The following is a 20443-nucleotide window of genomic DNA, read 5'->3' as shown; positions in this document are numbered from 1 at the left end:
GTGGTCGGCCGGATCAGTGGTCGGCGGCCAACGCGGCGAGCTGGTCGGTGAACCAGGTCCGCGGTGGCAGCCGGCCGGCTACCGCGGCGAGCTCGCCGGCGCGGCGCCGCCGGTCGGCCGGCGCCATCATGAGCGCGTCGTGCAACGCCTGCGCGGTCGCCTGGATGTCGAACGGATTGATCACCAGCGCCGCCGCGCCCAGCTCCGCGCAGGCGCCCGCCTCCCGGGACAGGACCAGAACGGCGTCGCGTCGGGACAACACCGGTCCTTCCTTGGCGACCAGGTTCATCCCGTCCCGGATCGGGTTCACCACGAGCACCTCCGCGAGACAGAGCGCCGCGATCGACCGAGGGTAGTCGTCGGACAGTTCCAGGCGCAGCGGCCGCCAGCCGTCCGCGGCGAACTCGTCGTCGATCTCGGCGGCGAGCCGCTGCACCGCCGCGGTGTACTCACGGTATTCGGGCAGGTCATGCCGGGACGGGTAGGCACAGACCAGATGCACCACCTTCCCGCGCCACTGCGGCCAGGACCGCAGCAGCTCGCGGTACGCGGCCAGGCCCCGCACGATGTTCTTGGACAGTTCGGTGCGGTCCACCCGCACGATCAGCCGCCGGCCCTCGGCGAGTTTCTCCAGCTCCGCGACCCGGGCGGCGACGTCGGCCGCCGCCGCCCGCCCGCGTAGCTCGCCGGCGTCCACGCCCAGCGGGTGCACCCCGATCCGCACCACCCGTGGATCGGGTGGCGGCCCGGTCCGGGGCGCCACCGGGGACGCCACCACCAGTTCCCTCGGCTCGACCCGGACCCCGGGCAGCCCGCGGGCGCACTCCTCGAACGCGTCGGCCCACACGTCGGTGAGGAACCCGAGCCGGTCGGCGCCGAGCATGCCGCGCAGGATCTGCTCGCCCACGTCGTCCGGAAGCATCCGGAAGTACCCGGCCGGCGCCCACGGCGTGTGACTGAAGTGCGCGATGCGCAGGTCCGGACGCAGTCGGCGCAGCCGGCCGGCGACCAGCGTCAGGTGGTAGTCCTGCACGATCACCGAGGCGCCCGGCGCGGCCTCGTGCGCCAGCGCCTCGGCGAACATCGTGTTGTACGTCTCGTACGCCGCCCAGTCGCGGCGGAACGTCGGCCCGAAGACCGGCTGCGACGCCGGCGCGTACAGCAGATGCTGGACGAACCACAGGACGCGGTTGGCCACCGCGTTGTAGGCCCGGTCGAACACCGTCCGGTCGATGTCGAGCATCCGCACGGCCGCCCCGCCGGTGTCGTGTCCGGCGAGGTCGAGCCGCCCGCCGGGAGCGGCGCGAGCCGCCCGCCGATCCGCGTCGGAGAGCGCCGCACACACCCAGACCATCGGCCCGGTCTCGGCCGGGGCGTCGGCCGCCGCCTGACTCAGACCGCTGACCAGGCCGCCGGCGCCGCGGCGCAGCACCAGCTCGCCGTCGGGGGCGGCGGGGGCCCCCCCCCCCCCCCCCCCCGCGGGCGCCCCCCCCCCCCCCCCCCCCCCCCCGATCCGGGGTACCCCGGCGCCGTTCGGCCCCAGATCGAGGGGCGGGAGAACATCCAGATCGATCGCGGCGTCGCCGCCGCGCGTGGTGGACTCGGCCCGCTGCGCCGCCACGGCCAGCCGCTCGGCGTGCAGCTCGTTCAGCCGGGCACACAGTCGCTCCGCCAGCCGGCGGGAGTTCGCGAACACGATCGTCGAGGAGTGCGCGAGCACCAGGTCGAGCACCCGCTCCTCGACCGCCGGCCAGATGGAGGCGCGGGGCGGCGCGGCGGCGGCCGAGCCGTCGGCGGTGGCGTCGGAGACCGGTTCGCCGAGACTCGCCATGTCCTCGACCGGCACCACGACCTGCAGTTCGAGCGTCTTGCTCGACGGCGGACGCACGACCGTGACCGGAGCCGGGCCGCCAAGGAACCGGGCGACCTCGTCGATCGGCCGCACCGTGGCCGACAGTCCGACCCGCTGCGCGGGACGGTCGAGCAGCGCGTCCAGGCGCTCCAGACTGACCGCCAGGTGCGCGCCCCGCTTGGTGCCGGCGACCGCGTGCACCTCGTCGATGATCACTGCGGTCACGCCCCGCAGCGCTTCTCGGGCCGCGCTGGTGAGCACGAGAAACAAGGATTCCGGCGTGGTGATCAGGACGTCGGGCGGGCTCGTTCCGAAGCTGCGCCGGGCGGCGGCCGGGGTGTCGCCCGAACGGATACCGACGGTGATCTCGGGTAGCGGAAGGCCGAGGCGCTGCGCCGCCGCGCGCATGCCTGCCAGGGGGGCCCGCAGGTTGCGCTCCACGTCGACAGCCAGCGCCTTGAGCGGGCTGACGTAGAGCACCCGGCAGCGGCGGGTGCGTTCGGCCGGCAGCGGCGCGCGTGCCAGCGCGTCCAGTGACCACAGGAAGGCCGCGAGGGTCTTGCCCGAGCCCGTCGGGGCGACGACCAGGGCGTTGCCGCCGGCGCGGATGGCCTCCCACGCGCCTCGCTGGGCTGGTGTGGGGGCGGCGAAGGCGGCACGGAACCACTCCCGCGTCGGTGCGGAGAACGACGCGAGCGGGTCCTGCGGGTCGTCCGGGCTGTCCAGGCTCACGTCGTCCAGTCTGCGTCGTGGCTCCGACAGGTTTCCTCGGCCGGCCTTGCGGCGGCTGGTCCGGCGGTTGGTCCAACATCTGTCGTCGGCCGCCGTCGGCCGCCGTCGGGGCGTCCGGGGCAGCCGGCCGCCGTGGACCCGTCGCGGCGGCGGGAGCTTCGGCCAGCGCGGGGGCGGATGTGGTTGACCGGGTCGCTTCCGGCCGGTGCACACTGGCGGGGTGCGGTTGACCGAGTTCTGGGCGAAGATGAGCGACCGGTTCGGCTCTGCCTACGCGGAGTCGTTCGCCCACGATCATGTTCTTGCCGAGCTCGGCGGGGTGACGGTCGAGGCGGCGCTGGCCCGTGGGGACGACGCGAAGGTCGTCTGGCGGGCGGTGTGCGAGCAGTTCGACGTGCCCGCGCGGGAGCGCTGAGGGCCCCCGCCCGGCGTGTCGTTCGCTGGTCGAACGCCTGTTCGGCTAGAGTTATCCCCATGATGCTCCTTGTCCACAGCGTCCGCGTCGCGGCCGTCCACAGATCGGCCCCGGCTCTCGAAACTGTCGGACCCCCGGCCTAACGTCATCTCCGTGGCCAAGAATCGACGACCCCAGCATGGAGTGACCTCAATGGCGGCAGGGCTCGACCGCGAGAAGGCGTTGGAAAACGCGCTCGCCCAGATCGACAAGGCGTTCGGCAAGGGTTCGGTCATGCGGCTGGGAGACGACACCCGGCCCCCGATTCAGGCCATCCCCACGGGTTCGATCGCGCTGGATGTCGCGCTCGGTATCGGTGGGCTTCCGCGCGGGCGCATCATCGAGGTGTACGGCCCGGAGTCCTCCGGTAAGACGACCGTCGCGTTGCACGTGGTGGCCAACGCGCAGGCGCTCGGGGGGATCGCGGCGTTCATCGACGCCGAGCACGCCCTGGACCCGGACTACGCGGGGAAGCTCGGCGTGGACACCGACAGCCTGCTGGTCTCCCAGCCGGACACCGGTGAGCAGGCGCTGGAGATCGCGGACATGCTCGTGCGGTCCGGTGCGCTGGACATCATCGTCATCGACTCGGTGGCCGCGCTCGTGCCGCGGGCCGAGATCGAGGGTGAGATGGGCGACAGCCACGTCGGTCTCCAGGCCCGGTTGATGTCGCAGGCGCTGCGCAAGATGACGGGCGCGCTGGCGAACTCCGGCACGACCGCCATCTTCATCAACCAGCTGCGCGAGAAGATCGGCGTCATGTTCGGCTCGCCGGAGACGACGACCGGTGGAAAGGCGCTGAAGTTCTACGCCTCGGTGCGGCTCGATGTGCGCCGTATCGAGACGCTGAAGGATGGCGCGGAGGCTGTGGGTAACCGCACCCGGGTGAAGGTGGTGAAGAACAAGGTGGCTCCGCCGTTCCGGACCGCCGAATTCGACATCGTCTATGGCGGGGGTATCAGCCGTGAGGGTTCCCTGATCGACATGGGCGTCGAACACGGCATCATTCGCAAGTCCGGTGCCTGGTACACCTATGACGGAGATCAGCTCGGTCAGGGCAAGGAGAATGCCCGGTCGTTCCTTCGGGACAATCCCGACCTGGCCAACGAGGTCGAAAAGAAGATCAAGGAGAAGCTCGGCATCCTGCCCACCCTCGAGGCCGACGCCGAGGCGCCGGTCCCGATCGACCTGTAGCCGATGCCGGCCGGTCGGCGCGACGCCGAACGCCGACCTACCACCGGTCTCGGTGCCGGGCCCGCCGACAACGCCGGCCAGCCGACCGATCCGGTGGCGGTCGCGCGAGAGATCTGCCTACACCAACTGGCCGCGCGGGCGCGCAGTCGCGCCGAGCTCGCCGTGACCCTGCGTCGCCGGGGAGTGTCTGAGGACGTCGCGGAGACAGTCCTCGATCGTCTGACTGCTGTCGGGCTCGTCGACGACGACGCCTTCGCCGCCGCCTACGTCAGTTCCGCGCGGGAGCGGCGCGGGCTCGGGCGTCAGGCGCTGGCAGCCGAGCTGCGTCGGCGCGGAGTCGAGCCGGACGTTGTCGACGCGGCCACCGGGGTCATCGATGAGGCGGACGAGGCGGAGGTCGCTCGCGATCTTGTCCGGCGCCGGCTGGTGAGCATGGATCGGCTACCGGAGCAGGCCCGGGTCCGCCGCCTGGTGGCCATGCTGATGCGGCGGGGCTACTCGGGGGAGCTGGCGGCCCGGGTCGTGCGTGAACAGCTCGCTGTCGCCGATCACGAGGACGAGGTGGAGCCCTCGCCCGAGTGGGACTAGTCCGCGTGGGCGCCGCGGGTAGATTGCGGCGTCGCTGTCAATGTGATGAATTTCTTGACCCAGGAATCCGTCCCGATCTACTCTTTTGAAAAGGTGGCAGGATCCCGCGGTGACGCGGTGTAGATAGCTCGCTCAACTTCACACGCAGGCAGCCGTCCCGCGGGTGCCCAGTTCAGAATGCCCGGTGCCCGGCCGTCGATGATGATCAGGCTGTGGTGTTGCTGGTGCCATTGTGTAACTCTGGGCTTTCGCGTTCTCTGCGGCTGTGATCGTGCCCGGTCGTGGGTCCTTCGCCGCTCCGGTCCAGCTCGCTTCGGCGGGCCTGACGACAGCAGAGGGAGCAGCGATGGAGGGCGTGTTAGTCATCCTCCTGTCGCTGGTGCTCGTCGTCCTGGTCGGCATGGTCGCCGCGGTGGGCTGGCTGATGCGCTCGGAGGGGCGTCCGTCGGCGCAGTTTCACGGCGCGGCGACCCGACGTCGCGCCCGCTCCCTGGTTCCCCTCGCGCCATCGGAGGCCGACGACCTCCTCCGTGACGACTCCGCGTTGGATGACGGGGAGCCCATGGTCCGGGTGCTACCGCCCGCTCCAGCCGGTGAGACCACGACGGCAGACGGAGACGAGCCTGGCGTGGTTCAGCCAGCGGCTCCGATCCCGCGCGAGAAGACGCCGGCGGCTGAGCGGGCTGTGGCGGCCGAGCGGGCGGGCGGTGAACTGCGGGCGGAATCCCGGCGGTCGGTCCTCGCGGCCGAGGCGGAGGCGGCGCAGGTCCTCATCCGTGTGGAGCGAGAGGTGCGAGAGCGCCTCGCCCGTGCGGAGCGGGAGGCCGCGGAGATCCGCCGCCGAGGCGCGGAGGAAGCCACGTCACTGCGTGAGCGCGCGCAGGCTCAGGTGGCGAAGGAGGCGGCCCGGGCCGAGTCGGCGGCGCGGGAGGCGGCGCGTTCCGAGCTGGCCGCGGCCCGCGCGGAGATCGCCGAGGCGCGATCCGCCTTCGAGCGCGACGCCCGGGTCAGCCGTACCGAGCTGCAGGGACGGCAGGCGGCGCTCGACACCCGTGAGCAGCAGGCCGCCGAACGCGTCGCCGACCTGGACAAGCAGGCGCACCGGCTGGCGCGACGGGAGCAGGACCTGCGAGACCAGGCCGCCGAGGTGGAGCGACGCACGGCCGAGGTGGCCGATGCCGAGGCAGCCCGGCGGCAGGCCCTCGAACAGGTCGCGGGTCTGACCGCCACTGCGGCCCGCGCCGAGCTGGTGTCGACCATGGAGCAGGACGCCAGGCGCGAGGCGGCGCTGCTGGTACGGGAGATCGAGACCCAGGCCCAGGAGGAGGGCGAGGAGCGCGCCCGGCGGATCGTCACCACCGCCATCCAGCGCATCGCCTCCGAGCAGACCACCGAGAGCGTCGTGACCGTGGTTCACCTGCCGGGCGACGAGATGAAGGGACGGATCATCGGCCGCGAAGGCCGCAACATCCGTGCCTTCGAATCCGTCACGGGAGTGAACGTCCTCATCGACGACACGCCGGAGGCCGTTCTGCTCAGCTGCTTCGACCCGGTTCGCCGGGAGATCGGCCGGATCACGCTGGCCGCGCTGGTGTCCGACGGCCGCATCCATCCGCACCGCATCGAGGAGGAGTACGCGCGAGCGCAGGTCGAGGTCGAGCAGCTCTGCGTGCGGGCGGGTGAGGACGCCCTGTTGGAAACGGGTGTCGACGAGATGCATCCGGAGCTGGTGACCCTGCTCGGGCGGCTACGGTACCGCACCAGTTACGGCCAGAACGTGCTCGCGCACCTGATCGAAAGCGCCCACCTGGCCGGGATCATGGCGGCGGAGCTGCGGATGGCCCTGCCGCTGGCGAAACGGGCCGCCCTGCTCCACGACCTTGGCAAGGCGCTGACCCACGAGGTGCCGGGTTCGCACGCCATCATCGGCGCCGACATGGCCCGGCGCTACGGGGAGAACGAAGAGGTCGTGCACGCCATCGAGGCGCATCACAACGAGGTCGCGCCGCGTTCGCTGTGCGCCGTGCTCACCCAGGCGGCGGACCAGATCTCCGGCGGTCGGCCGGGTGCCCGGCGGGACAGCCTGGAGTCCTACGTGAAGCGGCTCGAACGCATCGAGCAGATAGCGGGCGACCGCCCGGGCGTGGATCGGGTGTTCGCCATGCAGGCCGGCCGCGAGGTGCGGGTCATGGTCGTCCCCGAGGAGGTCGACGACGCCGCGGCCCACCTGCTCGCCCGCGACGTCGCCCGGCAGATCGAGGACGAGCTCACCTACCCCGGCCAGATCCGAGTCACCGTCGTGCGGGAAACCCGCGCGGTGGGCACCGCCCGCTGAGTCGGTACCGTCCCGACGGTGCCGCGCCCGCGCGCCGGGGGAACGACGTCAGCTGCCGCCGGGCGGGCCGGTCCCGGCGGCGGAATCGATCACCAGGTCCGCGTGCCCGCGGTCGAGGCGGCGGCTCTGCCGGCGGTCCAGCCACCGGGCCAGCAGCGACAGTGAACCGTTCGTGACGATGTATATCAACGCGATCATCGTGTAGATCGGCAGCGCGTAGCGGCTGCCGAGGAACTCCACGGCGCCCCGGCCGGTGCGTAGCAACTCGCTGTAGGCGATCACGAAGCCCAGTGAGGTGTCCTTGAGGAGGGTCACCAGCTGGGTGACCAGGGTCGGACTCATCCGCCGCACCGCCTGCGGGAACTGGACGAGCCGGAAGACCTGCATCGGTCGCAGGCCGATCGCGGCGGCGGCCTCCGTCTGGCCCCGGTCGAGAGAGCCGATGCCGGCGCGGATGATCTCGCTGAGCACGGCGCCGTTGTACGCGGTCAGCCCGAGCACCAGCGCCCAGAACGCCGAGAGCTGCCAGCCCAGAGCGGGCAACCCCAGGTAGGCGAACAGGATCAGCATCAGCACCGGCAGGCTGCGCAGCAGTTCCACCAGGGCGGTCGCCACGGCCCGTACCGCGCGGTACCGGGAGATCCGGGCAATCGCCAACCCGGTTCCCAGCAGCACCGCGAACACCATCCCGACCGCCGCCGCCCGCACCGTGTCGAGCCATCCGTTCCACAGCAGCGTGCGCAGGTCCGGCTGGTCGACGAACACGCTCCACAGCTCGCTGTCGAACTGGCCCTTGTCGGCCAGCCGTAACGCCGCGAGTGTGAGCAGCGCGGCGACCCCGAGCAGCGCGATGACGCTCGCGATCAGGATCCGCCGCCGGCCCCGGGGCCCCGGCGGATCCGCGAGCACGATCGGTGCGCCGCTCACCGCGAGCCCGCCACGCGTCGTTCGGTCACGGTGAGCACTCCCGCCAGCGCCAGGGTGAGGATCAGATAGCCGATGACGCCGCCGAACAGGACGGCGATGACCGAGTCCGGGTTCGCCGTCGTCAGCCGCTGCACCACCCCGGTCAGTTCCTGCACACCGAATGCCGCGGCGATCGAGGAGTTGCGGATCAGCGCGCTGATCACACTGCCGAGTGGCTGGATCACGTTGCGGAAGGCCTGGGGCAGCACGATCAGTCGCAGGTTCTGCGAGAACGTCAGCCCCAGTGCCCGGGCCGCCTCGGCCTGTCCGACATCAACCCCGTTGATGCCGGACCGGACCGCCTCGCAGACCAGCGCCGCGTGGTAGATCGACAGCGCGACGACCGCGAAGGTGAAGTACGAGAACACGACGTCGACCTGCGGGAGGACGAACACGACGAAGAAGAACACCACGGTCAGCGGGGTGTTGCGGACCGTTTCCACGTAGGCGGTGCCGAGCCAGCGCAGCGGCGCGACCGGCGAGACCCGCATCGCCGCCAGGGCGGTCCCGAGCACCAACGCCGCCAGGGCGGCGAACAGGCTCAGTCCGACCGTGCGGCGCAGGCCCTCGGCGAAGATGTCGAGGTTGTCGAGGACGGCGTGGATCGCGGTGCTCCCTTCGTCGCCGTGGTGCCTCCGATCAGGAGGTGTAGCGGTCGACCGGCGGCGGGGTCGGGGTGTTCGGCTCGACCTTGCCGACCGTGTCCTTGTACGCCTTCGCCCAGCGGCCGTCGGAGTAGGCGGCCTGGAGGGTGTCGTTGATGAACGTCCGGAAGGCGGTGTCACCCTTGCGGATCCCGATGCCGTACGGCTCCTTCGTGAAGGTACCGCCGACCAGTTTGAAGGTGCCGGGGTCCTTGGCCATGAGGCCGAGCAGAATCCCGTTGTCGGTGGTCACGGCGTCCACCTGGCCGTTCTTCAGGGCGTCGGCGCACTTGCTGTATCCGTCGAACAGCACGAGGTTGGCCTGAGGGGCCACCTTGTGGATGTTCTCGGCCGGGGTCGACCCGCTGACCGAGCACACCTTCTTGCCCGCCAGCGAGTCCTTTCCGGTGATGTCGGTGTTGTTCTTCGCCACCATGATGGACTGGCCGGAGATGTAGTACGGCCCGGCGAAGTCGACGACCTTCTTGCGCTTGTCGTTGATCGTGTAGGTGGCGGCCACCATGTCGACCCGGCCCTGCTGGATGAACGGCTCGCGGTTCGCCGAGACGGTCTCCACGAAGTTCACCTTGTCGCGCGGAATTCCGAGCGCGTCGGTGATGATTTTCGTGATCTCGATGTCGAAGCCCTCGGGCCTGCCGCTGAGGTTCTTCAGGCCGAAGAGGTTCTGGTCGAACTTGGTGCCGACGGTGATCTTTCCGGCGTCGTGCAGGCGGGCCATCGTCGTGCCCGGGGCGAAGCTCGCCGAGGTACTGGGCACGGCGCTGTCCGCGTCGCTGTCGCTGCCGCAGGCGGTCAGGCCGACGCCCGCGAGCAGCGTGGCGCCGAGCAGCAGCGCGCCGGCCCGCAGTCGGCCGGAGGTGGCCGGCCGGCCGGGGTTTCCTCGTCTGAACGGAGTGCGCATGACCGATCCTCTCGAGGTGCTCCGGCCGTGGAGGACCGGAACGCGGGGCTGAAAACGGATGCGGTTCTGGTCGCGGTCGAGCCGCCGTGGGCGGTGCGGCACGGCGGCAGGGTCCCAGCGCCGCCGGGCAGGGCTCGGTGCCGCCGGGCAGGGTCCCAGTGCCGCCGGGCAGGGCTCGGTGCCGCCGGGCAGGGTCCCAGTGCCGCCGGGCAGGGCTCAGTGCCGCAGGATGCGGGCCAGGAAGTCCCGGGCCCGCTCGGATTGCGGTGCGTCGAAGAAGGCGTCCGGTGGGGAGATCTCCAGGATGCGGCCGTCGGCCATGAAGGCGACCCGGTCCGCGGCGGACCGGGCGAAGCCCATCTCGTGGGTGACCACGATCATGGTCATGCCGGTCGAGGCCAGCGAGCGCATGACATCCAGCACCTCGGAGATCATCTCCGGGTCCAGTGCGGAGGTGGGCTCGTCGAACAGCATGAGCACCGGGTCCATCGCCAGCGCCCGGGCGATCGCGGCCCGCTGCTGCTGACCGCCGGACAGCTGTCGCGGCAGCCGGTCGGCCTTGTCCGCGATTCCCACGCGTTCGAGCAGTTCCCGGGCCCGGGCCTCGGCCTGCGGACGTTTCTGGCCGAGTACCTTCATCGGCCCGATCGTCACATTGTCCAGCACCGTACGGTGCGCGAACAGATTGAACGACTGGAAAACCATGCCGACCCGGGAACGCATGCGGGCGAGTTCCCGGCCCTCGGTCGGGAGTGGTTTATCCTCGAAGAGGATACGGCCGGTGTCAACCGTCTCCAGGCGGTTGATGCAGCGACAGAGCGTCGACTTGCCGGAGCCGGAGGGGCCGATGACGACCACGACCTCCCCGGATTCGACGGTCAGGTCGATGTCCGTCAGTACCTGGTTGTCGCCGAATGATTTTCCGACCTCCTCCAGGGTTACCAGGGGCACCTCGACCTCCCGACCTGGTCGCGAAAACGGATTGAGCCCCGATCATGCCGGTGGCGACACGCGGATGCCGCCAGGCGCGCGGATCAGTCGTGGGCCCGACAGATGTGGCGGCGGATGCGTCCGGTGGGGTCCCGGTCCGCCGATCACTTCGGCGGACGTTAGCGCAAGAGGCGCTTATCCGGCTAAATTTGTAAATTCCACGACATAAGGCTGCATCGCCGGCCGGCCGCGCAACCCCGACGCCGTCCCGCGTCCGCGCCGCAGCCACGTCGGCGGGTCGCGCCGGGCGCGCCGTACGCTGGTGGGCGTGATGGGCCGCAGCTACGAGGTACGCACGTTCGGCTGTCAGATGAACGTCCACGACTCCGAACGGCTCTCCGGCCTGCTTGAGTCCGCCGGCTACGTTCCGGTCGCCGCCGGCGCGGAGGCGGACGTCGTCGTGTTCAACACCTGCGCGGTGCGGGAGAACGCCGACAACCGGCTCTACGGCAACCTCGGTCAGCTCGTTCCGGTGAAGAAGAGCCATCCCGGAATGCAGATCGCCGTCGGCGGCTGCCTGGCGCAGAAGGACCGCTCCACCATCCTCGACCGCGCTCCCTGGGTCGACGTCGTCTTCGGCACCCACAACCTGCACCGGCTGCCGGTCCTGCTCGAGCGCGCCCGGCACAACGCCGCGGCCCAGCTGGAGATCGCCGAGGCGCTCGAGGTGTTCCCCAGCTCGCTGCCGACCCGCCGGGCCAGCCACCACTCGGCCTGGGTCAGCATCAGCGTCGGCTGCGACAACACCTGCACCTTCTGCATCGTCCCCAGCCTGCGCGGCCAGGAGCGCGACCGGCGCCCGGGCGACGTGCTCGCCGAGGTCGAGGCGCTGGTCGCGGAGGGTGCGCTGGAGATCACTCTGCTGGGCCAGAACGTGAACTCCTACGGCCGCTCGCTCGGCGACCCCGGCGCGTTCGCCCGGCTGCTCGTCGCCTGCGGCCGGATCGAGGGGCTGGAACGGGTGCGTTTCACCTCGCCCCATCCGCGCGACTTCACCGATGACGTCATCGAGGCGATGGCCACCACCCCGAACGTCTGCCACCAGCTGCACATGCCGCTGCAGTCCGGTTCGGACGCGGTGCTGCGCCGGATGCGCCGCTCCTACCGGCGCGACCGCTACCTCGGCATCATCGAGCGGGTCCGCGCCGCGATGCCCGACGCCGCTATCACCACCGACATCATCGTCGGCTTTCCCGGCGAGACCGACGCGGATTTCGCCGACACCCTCGACGTGGTCCGCGAGGCCCGTTTCTCCGGCGCCTTCACCTTCCAGTACTCCCCGCGGCCCGGTACCCCGGCGGCGACGATGGAGGACCAGATCGACCGGGCCACGGTCGCCGAGCGGTACGGCCGCCTCGTCGCGCTGCAGGACGAGAGCTCCTGGGCGCAGAACCGCGAGCTCGTCGGCCGCCGGGTCGAGCTCCTGGTCGCGCAGGGTGAGGGCCGCAAGGACGATGCCACCGGTCGGCTGTCCGGCCGGGCCCGCGACGGCCGACTCGTCCACTTCCGGGCCGGGCCGGACGCCGGTCCCCGGCCGGGCGACACTGCCGGTCCCCGGCCGGGCGACACTGCCGGTCCCCGGCCGGGCGACATCGTGGAGACCGTCGTGACGCGGGCGGCGCCGCATCATCTGACCGCCGACGGCCCGCTGCTGAGCCATCGGCGCACCCGCGCTGGCGATGCCTGGGAGGCGTCCCGGCGCGCGCCGACCGCGGACGCCGCCCGGCCGGCGGTCGTCCTGGGGATGCCGGGCGTGCGCCCGGCGGCCCCGGTCGACGCGCCGACGCCGGTGGACTCCTGCGCGCCGGCCGGATCGTGCGGGTCGACCGGGCCGGTCCCGCTGGCCGAGCCGTTCCCCGTCGCGCGGACGGTACGGGCGGCCGGTGGCGAGGACGTCCCGGCCGCACTGCCCGGGCGGCGATGACCTTCGTCGCGGCGGCGGTCTGCCCGCACCCGCCGCTGCTCGTCCCCGAGGTCGGGCGCGGCGAGCCGGTCGCGGCGCGGGCCGCGGCGGTGGAGGCGGTGCGGCGGCTCGTGGCCAGCCGGCCGGACCGCATCGTCGTGGTGGGTGACGCACCGGCGGCGGCGGTCTACGGCCCGGACGCTGCCGGGACCCTGGCCGGATTCGGGGTCGATCTGACCGTCCCGCTCGGCCCGCCGTCCGCCCTCGAGGACGCCGCCGACCCGGTGACCTCGCCGCCGTCCACCGCCGGGTCACCGTCCACCGCCGGGTCGCCGTTGCTGCCGCTGTCGTTGACGGTGGGAGCATGGCTGCTGGCGGCTGCCGGCTGGGGCGGCGCCCGTGCGGCGCTGGGCGTCCCGGCCGCCTACTCGCCGAAGCAGGCTGCCGATCTTGGCGCATGCGTCCTCGAACGGACCGCGCCGCGGGAACGGCTGGGTCTGCTGGTGATGGGGGACGGCTCGGCCCGTCGCACCCTGAAGGCCCCCGGCGGCCTCGACGAGCGGGCGGCGGCCTTCGACGCCGCCGCCGCGGCCGCGCTGGCCGGCCCCGACCCGGCTGGTCTGCTCGCCCTCGACCCGACGCTGGCGGCGGACCTGCTGGCTGCCGGCCGCGCGTCCTGGCAGGTCCTCGCCGGCGTGCTGGTCGCCGCAGCGGGGCCCGACCAGCCGTCCGGGGCCTGGACCAGCGACCTGCTCTACGACGACGCGCCCTACGGCGTCGGCTACCTGGTCGCGGTCTGGGCCAGCCGGGACGCCCGAGGTGATCGGACCGCGCGGTGACCGCGCGGTGACCGCGCGGGGGCCGGTCGTGGCGGTGGTGGGGCCGACGGCGGCCGGCAAGACCGACCTCGGTATCGCCCTCGCCCTCGCCCTCGGCGGTGAGGTCGTCAACGCGGACTCGATGCAGCTCTACCGCGGTATGGACATCGGTACCGCCAAGGTCTCGATCGAGGAGCGCCGCGGGGTGCCGCACCACCTTCTCGACGTGTGGGAGGTGACGCGGGCGGCGGACGTCGCGACCTACCAGACGGACGCCCGCCGGGTGATCGACGACCTGCTGGCCGCCGGCCGGGTGCCGGTGCTGGTCGGCGGCTCCGGGCTGTACCTGCGCGCGGCGCTGGACGACCTGAGTTTTCCGGGCACCGACCCGGTCGTGCGGGCCCGCTGGGAGACGGAACTCGCCCGGTTGGGCGCGCCCGCGCTGCACGGCGAGCTGGCCCGCCGGGAACCGCGGGCGGCCGCGGCGATCCTGCCGACGAACGGTCGGCGGATCGTGCGGGCGCTCGAGGTCGTCGAGCTGACCGGCACCTTCGAGGCAACCCTGCCGGATCACCGGGCGGTCTACGACGTCGTCCAGATCGGGGTCGATCGCGCCGATCTCGACGATCGCATCACGCAACGGGTGGACAGAATGTGGGACGCGGGTTTTCCGGACGAAGTGCGGGAGTTGGAACAGCGCGGACTTCGGGAAGGGCGTACGGCGTCCCGTGCGCTTGGATATGCTCAGCTGCTCGCTTGGCTGGATGGCGCAATGGACTCCGCTGCGGAGGCCAAGCTTGCCACAATTACCGCGACCCGCCGCTTTGCCCGTCGGCAAAGGTCCTGGTTCCGGCGGGACAAGCGGATATTCTGGCTTGACCAACCCGACGTCACCGAGGCGTTGCGGCTGGTGGATTTGCTCTGACGGGTCACCGGTCGTACCGATCGCCGGAGTTCCAGACGGCGCGGGGCGGCGTCGCCGGTGACCGGCGCGCGGCCGACGGCCTCGCTCGGCGTCTGGAGACATCGATGTGACCGTGCCTTCGGCCGCTGGTGGCCCGCCACCTGATCTGACCCTCGTCCCCGCCCTCTACGCCGCTTTCGACGACGGCTCCCTGCGGCTGCATTTCCAACCCGAAGTGGATCTGCGCAACGGGTCTGTTCCCGGGATGGAGGCGCATCCACGCTGGCAGCATCCGGAACGGGGGGTGCTCGGCCCCGCGGAGTTCATGCCCATTGCCGCCGCCGCCGGCCTGGTCCACCAGGTCGACCAGTGGGTCCTGCGGATGGCGGTGACCGAGGCGCGCACCTGGCACCGGATGGCGGTGGGCACCGCGATTCGCCCGCCCCGGCTGTGGGTGAACATCGATGTCCGCCAGCTCGCCAGCCCCGCGTTCCTCGCCGAGGTCGACCGGCTGATGGCCGGTCGGCTGCTGCCGGCCGGCGCGCTCGGGCTGGAGTTCAGCGAACGGGCCCTGGGTATGTCCGCGCCCATCGTTCCCCGGCTGCTCGACGGGCTGCGGGCCCGCGGCGTGGCGGTCGCGGTGGAGTCGTTCGGCACCTGGTTCGGTTCGCTCGCCATGCTCGACCTGCTGCCGCTGGACCTGGTGAAGCTCGACGGGCTGTACCTGCGGGCGACCATGCGTGACCTGGAAGGCGAAGCGGTGGTCGCGGCGATCGTCCGGATCGCGCACCAGCGGCGCCTGACCGTCGTCGCCGACGGGGTGGACACGGCGCAGTTGGCGGCGCGCGTCCTCGCCCTCGACTGCGATCGGGCCATCGGCCCGGTGTTCTGCCCGCCCGTGCCGGTGGAGGACGCCCGGCTGATCGCGCTCGGCCGCGGCCGTCCCGACCGGTGGTACCGGCCGCCGGCGCGGGCGGACGACCGGCTGCGGCCCTGGGTGCAGGCCGCGGCGGGCTGAGCCGGGCGCGTGGCACGCCCGTACGATGGATCCGTGCGGGACGACCAGGAACTGCGTTTCGTCAAGGGCCACGGCACCGGCAACGACTTCGTCGTGCTGCCCGATCCGGACGGCGATCTCGACCTGACCGAGGACCTGGTCCGCGGGCTGTGCGACCGCCGCTTCGGCATCGGCGCCGACGGGGTGCTGCGGGCGGTGCTCGCGGCGGCGGCTCCCGAGGCCGCCGGCCTGGCGGATGCGGCCCGCTGGTTCATGGACTACCGCAACGCGGACGGTTCGCTCGCCGAGATGTGCGGCAACGGCGCCCGGGTGTTCGCCCGCTACCTGGTCGAGGCGGGCTACGCACCGCCCGGCCAGTTCCCCGTCGCCACTCGCGCCGGCCTGCGGGTCGTCGACGTGCCGGTCCAGGGCGACGTGACGGTCGAGATGGGCCCGCCGCGGCTCGCCGCCGGCCCCGGGGTGCCGGTCGCCGTGGCCGGGCGTTCGTTCACCGCCGCCGCCGTGTCGATGGGCAACCCCCATGGCGTGTGCTTCGCTGACGATCTTGATGTCGCCGCGCTGCGCCGGCTCGATCTCACCCGCCCGCCGGAGTTCTCCCCGGCCGACTTTCCCGCCGGGGTGAACGTCGAGATCGTGGTGGAACGGCCGGGCGGCCTGGCGATGCGGGTCTACGAACGCGGGGTGGGGGAGACGGCCTCCTGCGGTACGGGTGCCTGCGCCGTGGCGGTGGCCTGGGCGCAACGCCACGGCCGGCGGCCGTCCGTGGCCGCGCCCGAGGTCGAGGTTCCGGTCGACGTGCCCGGCGGGAACCTGGTGGTGATCTGGCGGGCCGACAACGTGCTCCTGCGGGGACCAGCCGAGCTGGTCTTCGACGGCGTGGTGCGGCCAGGCGCGTTCGCGCCGCGCAGCCGGCCGGCAGCGGCGGACGCCGCCGGGGCCGCGGCCGCCGCCGAGGTCCTGGACGCTGCCGGACTCACCACCGCCGCTGCCTGCTGACCCACCCACCCACCGGCCGCGCCGGCGGGCGAACGGTGTCCGTTTCCGACAAGACCGGCCCTGCTGGGCCGTCCTAGCCTGCGGACATGACAATCGCCTTCAACCTGATCGGCCTGGTCGTCTCGGACATGAGCCGCAGCGTGGCCTTCTACCGCATGCTGGGGCTCGACGTGCCGGCCGGAGCCGAGTCCGAGCCGCACGTCGAGGTGACCCTGCCCGGGGGGCTGCGGATCGCCTTCGACACCGAGGCCACCATCCGGTCGTTCGATCCCGACTGGACGCCGGCCACCGGCGGCTCCGGGCGGGTGGGACTCGCCTTCGCCTGCGCCGACCCCGCCGAGGTCGACGCCACCTACGCGGACCTCCTCACCGCCGGACATTCCGGGCACCTGCCGCCCTGGGACGCCTTCTGGGGGCAGCGCTATGCCACCGTCGCCGACCCCGACGGCAACCACGTCGACCTGTACGCGCCCCTGCCGGTCGCCGCCACGACCACCTGAGCGTCCCTCGGCCGCGGATCGCGGCCCGGCCGGCGGATCACGCCTGCGTGGGCCGCGACGACGCTGGCCGTCCGGGCGCCGGCTCCGGTCGTGTGATCAGGCGGCCTCGGGGCTGGTCGAAACCGGAGTGAGCAGGCCGGTCGCGGTGACGCCGGTGAGCGCTCGCACCTCGTGGGAGAGGTGGGCCTGATCGGCGTAGCCGGCGTCGGCGGCGACGTCGGCGAGGGTCCGACCCGGCCGGGCCGCCCGTACCGCGTCCTGCAGCCGCAGGATGCGGGCCAGCGTCTTCGGGCCGTAGCCGAACATCCGCCGGCAGCGACGCAGCAGCTGACGCTCGCTCAGGCCGGCGGCACGGGCGAGGTCGACCACCGGGGCTCGGCCCTGGATCCCGGCGACGATGGCGGGTGCGAGGGGATCGGACAGGCCGGGATGCGCGGTTCTGCCCGCGAGTTCCGCCGTCAGCGCGGCGACCGGGTCCGCCGCGGCGGCGATCCGCTCGGTGAGTTGGCGGGCCGGCCCGGCGCCCCACAGATCGGCCAGGTCGGCGCGGCTGTCGCGCAGCTGCTCGGCGTCGACGCCGACATGCGCGGGTCCGTGACCGGGATCGAATCGCAGGCCCGCGTAACGCACCCCGGGCATCCAGCGCACCATGGTGGCGGCAGTGTCCGGCCCGGCGACGATCAACCGGCCGTCGGAGTGCCAGATGATGTCGATGCAGCCGTCGGGCAGCACCCGGTGGTCCTCCGGGCCTGGGCGGGCGCTCGCGAGCCAGGCCGTGGCCGGTAACTGGCCGGCCCGTCGTTCGCGGTACACCCCGCCGAGGCTACGCCGATCACACCGATGGCCGAGCCGATCACACCGATGGCCGAACGCGGCCGGCGAAACCATTCGCGATCGGTGTGCGGGCGTGGGACCCTTGCAGGCGACGGGCCGAATCCGCCCGGGAACGCCGCGATGACCTGACGCGGTGCGACCGGCGCCGTGCGGCGGCGGACCAGGCGAATTCCCCGAAGTGGTCGCGCACGCGCGTGACCAGGCCGGATGAAGCAACGCGGAATGCCGCGGAAGCGGGCCGCGTTGAGAACGGATGGTATGACACTTCCTGCCGACGCCCTGGATGCGTCCACTTCCGACAGCTCACTCATCACGCTTGCCGACGGAGATTCGGCCGACCTTTCAGGCTTTTTCGCCGATTCGGGCGACGGGTTTGACCTGGCGGATCGCGCGTCGCTGCGCCGGATCCCCGGCCTGGCCACGGAGCTCGAAGACGTCACCGAGGTGGAGTACCGCCAGCTCCGGCTGGAGCAGGTGGTGCTCATCGGGGTGTGGACGTCGGGCACGCTGCAGTCCGCGGAGGCTTCCATGGCCGAGCTCGCGGCGCTGGCCACGACCGCGGGGTCCGTCGTGCTCGACGCGCTCGTGCAGCGCCGCGACCGGCCGGACGCCGCGACCTACGTCGGCTCCGGCAAGGCCCGCGAGCTCGCCGAGGTCGTCGCCGCGACGGGCGCGGACACGGTTGTCTGCGACGGCGAGCTCACCCCGGGCCAGCTTCGCCAGCTCGAGGAGATCGTCAAGGTCAAGGTCATCGACCGGACGGCACTCATCCTGGACATCTTCGCCCAGCATGCGACCTCGCGAGAAGGCAAGGCGCAGGTCGAACTGGCCCAGCTGCAGTACATGTTGCCGCGGCTGCGAGGCTGGGGTGAGTCGATGTCCCGGGCCGCCGCCGGCGGCGGTGGCCGCGCCCCCATCGGGACCCGTGGTCCCGGTGAGACGAAGATCGAGACGGACCGGCGGCGGTTGCGGGCCCGGATGGCGAAGCTGCGTCGCGAGCTCGCCGCGATGTCCACCGTGCGGGAGACGAAACGGTCGGCCCGCCGGCGCGGCGAGGTGCCCTCGGTGGCGATCGCCGGCTACACCAACGCCGGCAAGTCGTCGCTGCTGAACCGGCTCACCGGCGCCGGGGTCCTGGTGGAGGACGCGCTGTTCGCCACGCTGGATCCCACCGTGCGCCGAGCCACCCTGCCCGACGGGCGGGTGTTCACCCTCGCCGACACGGTCGGCTTCGTCCGCCACCTGCCGCACCAGATCGTCGAGGCGTTCCGCTCCACCCTGGAGGAGGTCGCCGACGCCGACCTCATCCTGCACGTGGTGGACGGTTCCGCCCCGGACCCCGCCGGCCAGATCTCGGCCGTGCGGGAGGTCCTCGCCGACATCGATGCGGCCAACGTGCCGGAACTGATCGTCATCAACAAGGTCGATGCCGCCGAGCCCACGATGCTGGCCGGGCTGCGCCAGCTCGCCCCCGACGCGGTCCTCGTCTCGGCCCGCTCCGGAGACGGGCTGAACACCCTGGTCGACGCGCTGTGCCAGCGGGTCCCGCACCCGGATGTCGAGCTGAAGGTCCTGCTCCCGTACACCCGGGGCGACCTCGTCTCCCGGGTGCACGCCGACGGCGAGGTGATCGACCTCGAGCACACGGCGGACGGCACCCGGCTGACCGCTCGGGTGTCCTCGGCGCTCGCCGCCGAGCTGGAAGCCTTCCGCTTCTGACAGCTCCGCTTCCGACCGGTTCCCGCGCCAGGCCGGCCGCTCACCACGGCCGGCCTGTGCCGGTCTGACCGAGGATCCAGCGGCTCCCCACGGGGAGCCGCTGCCGCAGCGGCCAGACCGGATGCCGGTCAGACCCGGCGCAGCACGGCCACGATCCGGCCGAGGATGGTCGCCTCCTCGCCGGGGATGTCGTTGAACGCCGGGTTCTCCGGGTGCAGCCAGATCTTTCCGTCGCGTACCCGCAGCCGCTTGACCGTCGCCTCGCCGTCGATCATCGCGGCGACGATCTCGCCGTTGTCCGCGACCGGCTGCTGGCGGACGGCGACCCAGTCACCGTCACAGATCGCCGCGCCCGTCATCGACTCACCGACGACCCGGAGCAGGAACAGCGTCCCCTCGCCGACGATCTCCCTGGGCAGCGGGAAGACGTCCTCGATCGCCTGCTCGGCCAGGATCGGGCCACCGGCGGCGATCCGGCCGAGCACCGGGACGTAGGTAGCTGTGCTCTCCTCGGCGGAATCGGGCGCCACCCGGGACTCGCCGCCACGGAACGCGGCCACCACCGCCGCGTTCCCGCTCTCGGCCCTGCGCCTGGGGCGGTCGGGACTGAGCACCTCCATCGCCCGCGGGCGGTTGGGGTCGCGGCGCAGGTAGCCCTTCTCCTCCAGCACCTTGAGCTGGTGCGCCACGCTGCTCGTGCTCGTCAGCCCGACCGCCTCGCCGATCTCCCGCACGCTGGGCGGATATCCGCGCCGCTCCACGGCGGCCCGGATGACCTCGAGCACCTTGCGCTGCCGGGGGGTCAGACCGGCTGCGTCCGCGGGGTTGTCGGGGAAGGCCCGCACGTTGCCGCGGGCCCCGGCCCGGCGCGTACCCCTGCCTTGGGTGGTCATCGCCTACCGCTCTCCTCGTCACGTACCTCGTCGCCGGGCTGCCGCCGCGCGGCCGCTCGCCGGGCAGCCGCGCGGCGGCTGGCCCGCCTTCGCGAGCCCGACACCCCCACGGCGTGCGGCCGACTGCGACCGGGAGACCGCCCGGTCCACACCTGATCGTCTCGACGGTAACCGGACGATC

The 20443-nt window shown here is 72.4% G+C and carries 18 protein-coding genes; 11 read left to right on the top strand and 7 right to left on the bottom strand.

Annotation, left to right across the window (positions count from 1 at the left end; translation table 11 throughout):
• Positions 1 to 13 precede the first annotated feature (13 nt).
• Positions 14 to 2584, bottom strand: coding sequence for a trehalose-6-phosphate synthase (locus tag MXD60_RS14125; RefSeq protein ID WP_248819512.1), 2571 nt, complete (start codon positions 2582 to 2584; stop codon positions 14 to 16).
• Between the two features lie 220 nt (positions 2585 to 2804).
• On the opposite strand from MXD60_RS14125, the gene MXD60_RS14120 reads away from it, so the two are divergent.
• The 4 genes from MXD60_RS14120 (at position 2805) to rny (ending at position 7155) form a co-directional block, all read left to right on the top strand.
• On the top strand, positions 2805 to 2999 hold the full coding sequence (locus tag MXD60_RS14120; RefSeq protein ID WP_248819511.1) for a DUF3046 domain-containing protein: 195 nt from the start codon (positions 2805 to 2807) through the stop codon (positions 2997 to 2999).
• A 192-nt stretch (positions 3000 to 3191) separates the two neighbouring features.
• A complete protein-coding gene (gene recA / locus MXD60_RS14115; protein WP_248819510.1) occupies positions 3192 to 4232 on the top strand; it encodes a recombinase RecA in 1041 nt (346 codons plus the stop codon).
• Between the two features lie 3 nt (positions 4233 to 4235).
• The gene (gene recX / locus MXD60_RS14110) at positions 4236 to 4820 is read left to right on the top strand and encodes a recombination regulator RecX (RefSeq protein ID WP_248819509.1); all 585 of its coding nucleotides are present in this window, start codon (positions 4236 to 4238) and stop codon (positions 4818 to 4820) included.
• A 346-nt stretch (positions 4821 to 5166) separates the two neighbouring features.
• On the top strand, positions 5167 to 7155 hold the full coding sequence (gene rny, locus MXD60_RS14105) for a ribonuclease Y (RefSeq protein ID WP_248819508.1): 1989 nt from the start codon (positions 5167 to 5169) through the stop codon (positions 7153 to 7155).
• Between the two features lie 48 nt (positions 7156 to 7203).
• Here the strand turns inward: rny and MXD60_RS14100 are convergent, their stop codons facing one another.
• The 4 genes from MXD60_RS14100 to MXD60_RS14085 all read right to left on the bottom strand — a co-directional run bounded on the left by MXD60_RS14100 (position 7204) and on the right by MXD60_RS14085 (position 10638).
• Entirely contained in the window at positions 7204 to 8082 is an 879-nt protein-coding gene (locus MXD60_RS14100) for an amino acid ABC transporter permease (protein ID WP_248819507.1), read from the bottom strand.
• Complete coding sequence (locus MXD60_RS14095; RefSeq protein ID WP_248819524.1) at positions 8079 to 8699, bottom strand: amino acid ABC transporter permease; 621 nt, start codon at positions 8697 to 8699, stop codon at positions 8079 to 8081. Before MXD60_RS14095 ends, MXD60_RS14100 begins: the two co-directional genes overlap by 4 nt.
• 61 nt (positions 8700 to 8760) lie before the next feature.
• Complete coding sequence (locus MXD60_RS14090; protein ID WP_248819506.1) at positions 8761 to 9687, bottom strand: glutamate ABC transporter substrate-binding protein; 927 nt, start codon at positions 9685 to 9687, stop codon at positions 8761 to 8763.
• A 216-nt stretch (positions 9688 to 9903) separates the two neighbouring features.
• A complete protein-coding gene (locus tag MXD60_RS14085) occupies positions 9904 to 10638 on the bottom strand; it encodes an amino acid ABC transporter ATP-binding protein (protein WP_308222475.1) in 735 nt (244 codons plus the stop codon).
• Positions 10639 to 10945: 307 nt separating this feature from the next.
• Between MXD60_RS14085 and miaB the strand changes: the two genes are divergently transcribed.
• The 6 genes from miaB (at position 10946) to MXD60_RS14055 (ending at position 16816) form a co-directional block, all read left to right on the top strand.
• Positions 10946 to 12601, top strand: a complete 1656-nt coding sequence (miaB, locus tag MXD60_RS14080; protein ID WP_518467941.1) for a tRNA (N6-isopentenyl adenosine(37)-C2)-methylthiotransferase MiaB — start codon at positions 10946 to 10948, stop codon at positions 12599 to 12601.
• Positions 12598 to 13419: a class III extradiol ring-cleavage dioxygenase family protein gene (locus MXD60_RS14075; protein WP_248819504.1), complete on the top strand. Its 822-nt coding sequence runs from the start codon at positions 12598 to 12600 to the stop codon at positions 13417 to 13419. The genes miaB and MXD60_RS14075 overlap by 4 nt, the downstream gene beginning before the upstream one ends.
• Positions 13403 to 14323 (top strand): tRNA (adenosine(37)-N6)-dimethylallyltransferase MiaA, encoded by a 921-nt coding sequence (gene miaA, locus MXD60_RS14070; protein ID WP_518467948.1) that lies wholly within the window; start codon positions 13403 to 13405, stop codon positions 14321 to 14323. Before MXD60_RS14075 ends, miaA begins: the two co-directional genes overlap by 17 nt.
• 106 nt (positions 14324 to 14429) lie before the next feature.
• Positions 14430 to 15320: an EAL domain-containing protein gene (locus MXD60_RS14065; protein ID WP_248819502.1), complete on the top strand. Its 891-nt coding sequence runs from the start codon at positions 14430 to 14432 to the stop codon at positions 15318 to 15320.
• 33 nt (positions 15321 to 15353) lie between these two features.
• Positions 15354 to 16316: a diaminopimelate epimerase gene (gene dapF / locus MXD60_RS14060; protein WP_248819501.1), complete on the top strand. Its 963-nt coding sequence runs from the start codon at positions 15354 to 15356 to the stop codon at positions 16314 to 16316.
• A gap of 86 nt (positions 16317 to 16402) precedes the next feature.
• Positions 16403 to 16816 carry a VOC family protein gene (locus tag MXD60_RS14055; RefSeq protein WP_248819500.1) on the top strand — a complete coding sequence of 138 codons (414 nt, stop codon included), beginning with the start codon at positions 16403 to 16405 and terminating at the stop codon, positions 16814 to 16816.
• A gap of 96 nt (positions 16817 to 16912) precedes the next feature.
• Here MXD60_RS14055 and MXD60_RS14050 read toward each other — a convergent pair whose 3' ends face one another.
• Positions 16913 to 17629, bottom strand: a complete 717-nt coding sequence (locus MXD60_RS14050; RefSeq protein WP_248819499.1) for an AraC family transcriptional regulator — start codon at positions 17627 to 17629, stop codon at positions 16913 to 16915.
• A gap of 279 nt (positions 17630 to 17908) precedes the next feature.
• Between MXD60_RS14050 and hflX the strand changes: the two genes are divergently transcribed.
• Positions 17909 to 19369 carry a GTPase HflX gene (gene hflX / locus MXD60_RS14045; RefSeq protein WP_248819498.1) on the top strand — a complete coding sequence of 487 codons (1461 nt, stop codon included), beginning with the start codon at positions 17909 to 17911 and terminating at the stop codon, positions 19367 to 19369.
• A 128-nt stretch (positions 19370 to 19497) separates the two neighbouring features.
• On the opposite strand, the gene lexA is transcribed toward hflX, so the two are convergent.
• The gene (lexA, locus tag MXD60_RS14040) at positions 19498 to 20262 is read right to left on the bottom strand and encodes a transcriptional repressor LexA (RefSeq protein ID WP_248819497.1); all 765 of its coding nucleotides are present in this window, start codon (positions 20260 to 20262) and stop codon (positions 19498 to 19500) included.
• Positions 20263 to 20443 lie beyond the last annotated feature (181 nt).

Origin of the sequence: Frankia sp. AgB32, assembly GCF_023243045.1 — a bacterium.
Lineage (GTDB): Bacteria > Actinomycetota > Actinomycetes > Frankiales > Frankiaceae > Frankia.
This window is presented reverse-complemented; position numbering and strand designations above follow the sequence as displayed.

What these genes read in the sequence shown, in the direction of transcription:
- recA (WP_248819510.1), top strand. Translation starts at nt 3,192, where the DNA reads ATGGCGGCAGGGCTCGACCGCGAGAAGGCGTTGGAAAACGCGCTCGCC.
- recX (WP_248819509.1), top strand. Translation starts at nt 4,236, where the DNA reads ATGCCGGCCGGTCGGCGCGACGCCGAACGCCGACCTACCACCGGTCTC.
- rny (WP_248819508.1), top strand. Translation starts at nt 5,167, where the DNA reads ATGGAGGGCGTGTTAGTCATCCTCCTGTCGCTGGTGCTCGTCGTCCTG.
- MXD60_RS14090 (WP_248819506.1), bottom strand. Translation starts at nt 9,687, where the DNA reads ATGCGCACTCCGTTCAGACGAGGAAACCCCGGCCGGCCGGCCACCTCC.
- MXD60_RS14075 (WP_248819504.1), top strand. Translation starts at nt 12,598, where the DNA reads ATGACCTTCGTCGCGGCGGCGGTCTGCCCGCACCCGCCGCTGCTCGTC.
- MXD60_RS14055 (WP_248819500.1), top strand. Translation starts at nt 16,403, where the DNA reads ATGACAATCGCCTTCAACCTGATCGGCCTGGTCGTCTCGGACATGAGC.
- hflX (WP_248819498.1), top strand. Translation starts at nt 17,909, where the DNA reads ATGACACTTCCTGCCGACGCCCTGGATGCGTCCACTTCCGACAGCTCA.
- lexA (WP_248819497.1), bottom strand. Translation starts at nt 20,262, where the DNA reads ATGACCACCCAAGGCAGGGGTACGCGCCGGGCCGGGGCCCGCGGCAAC.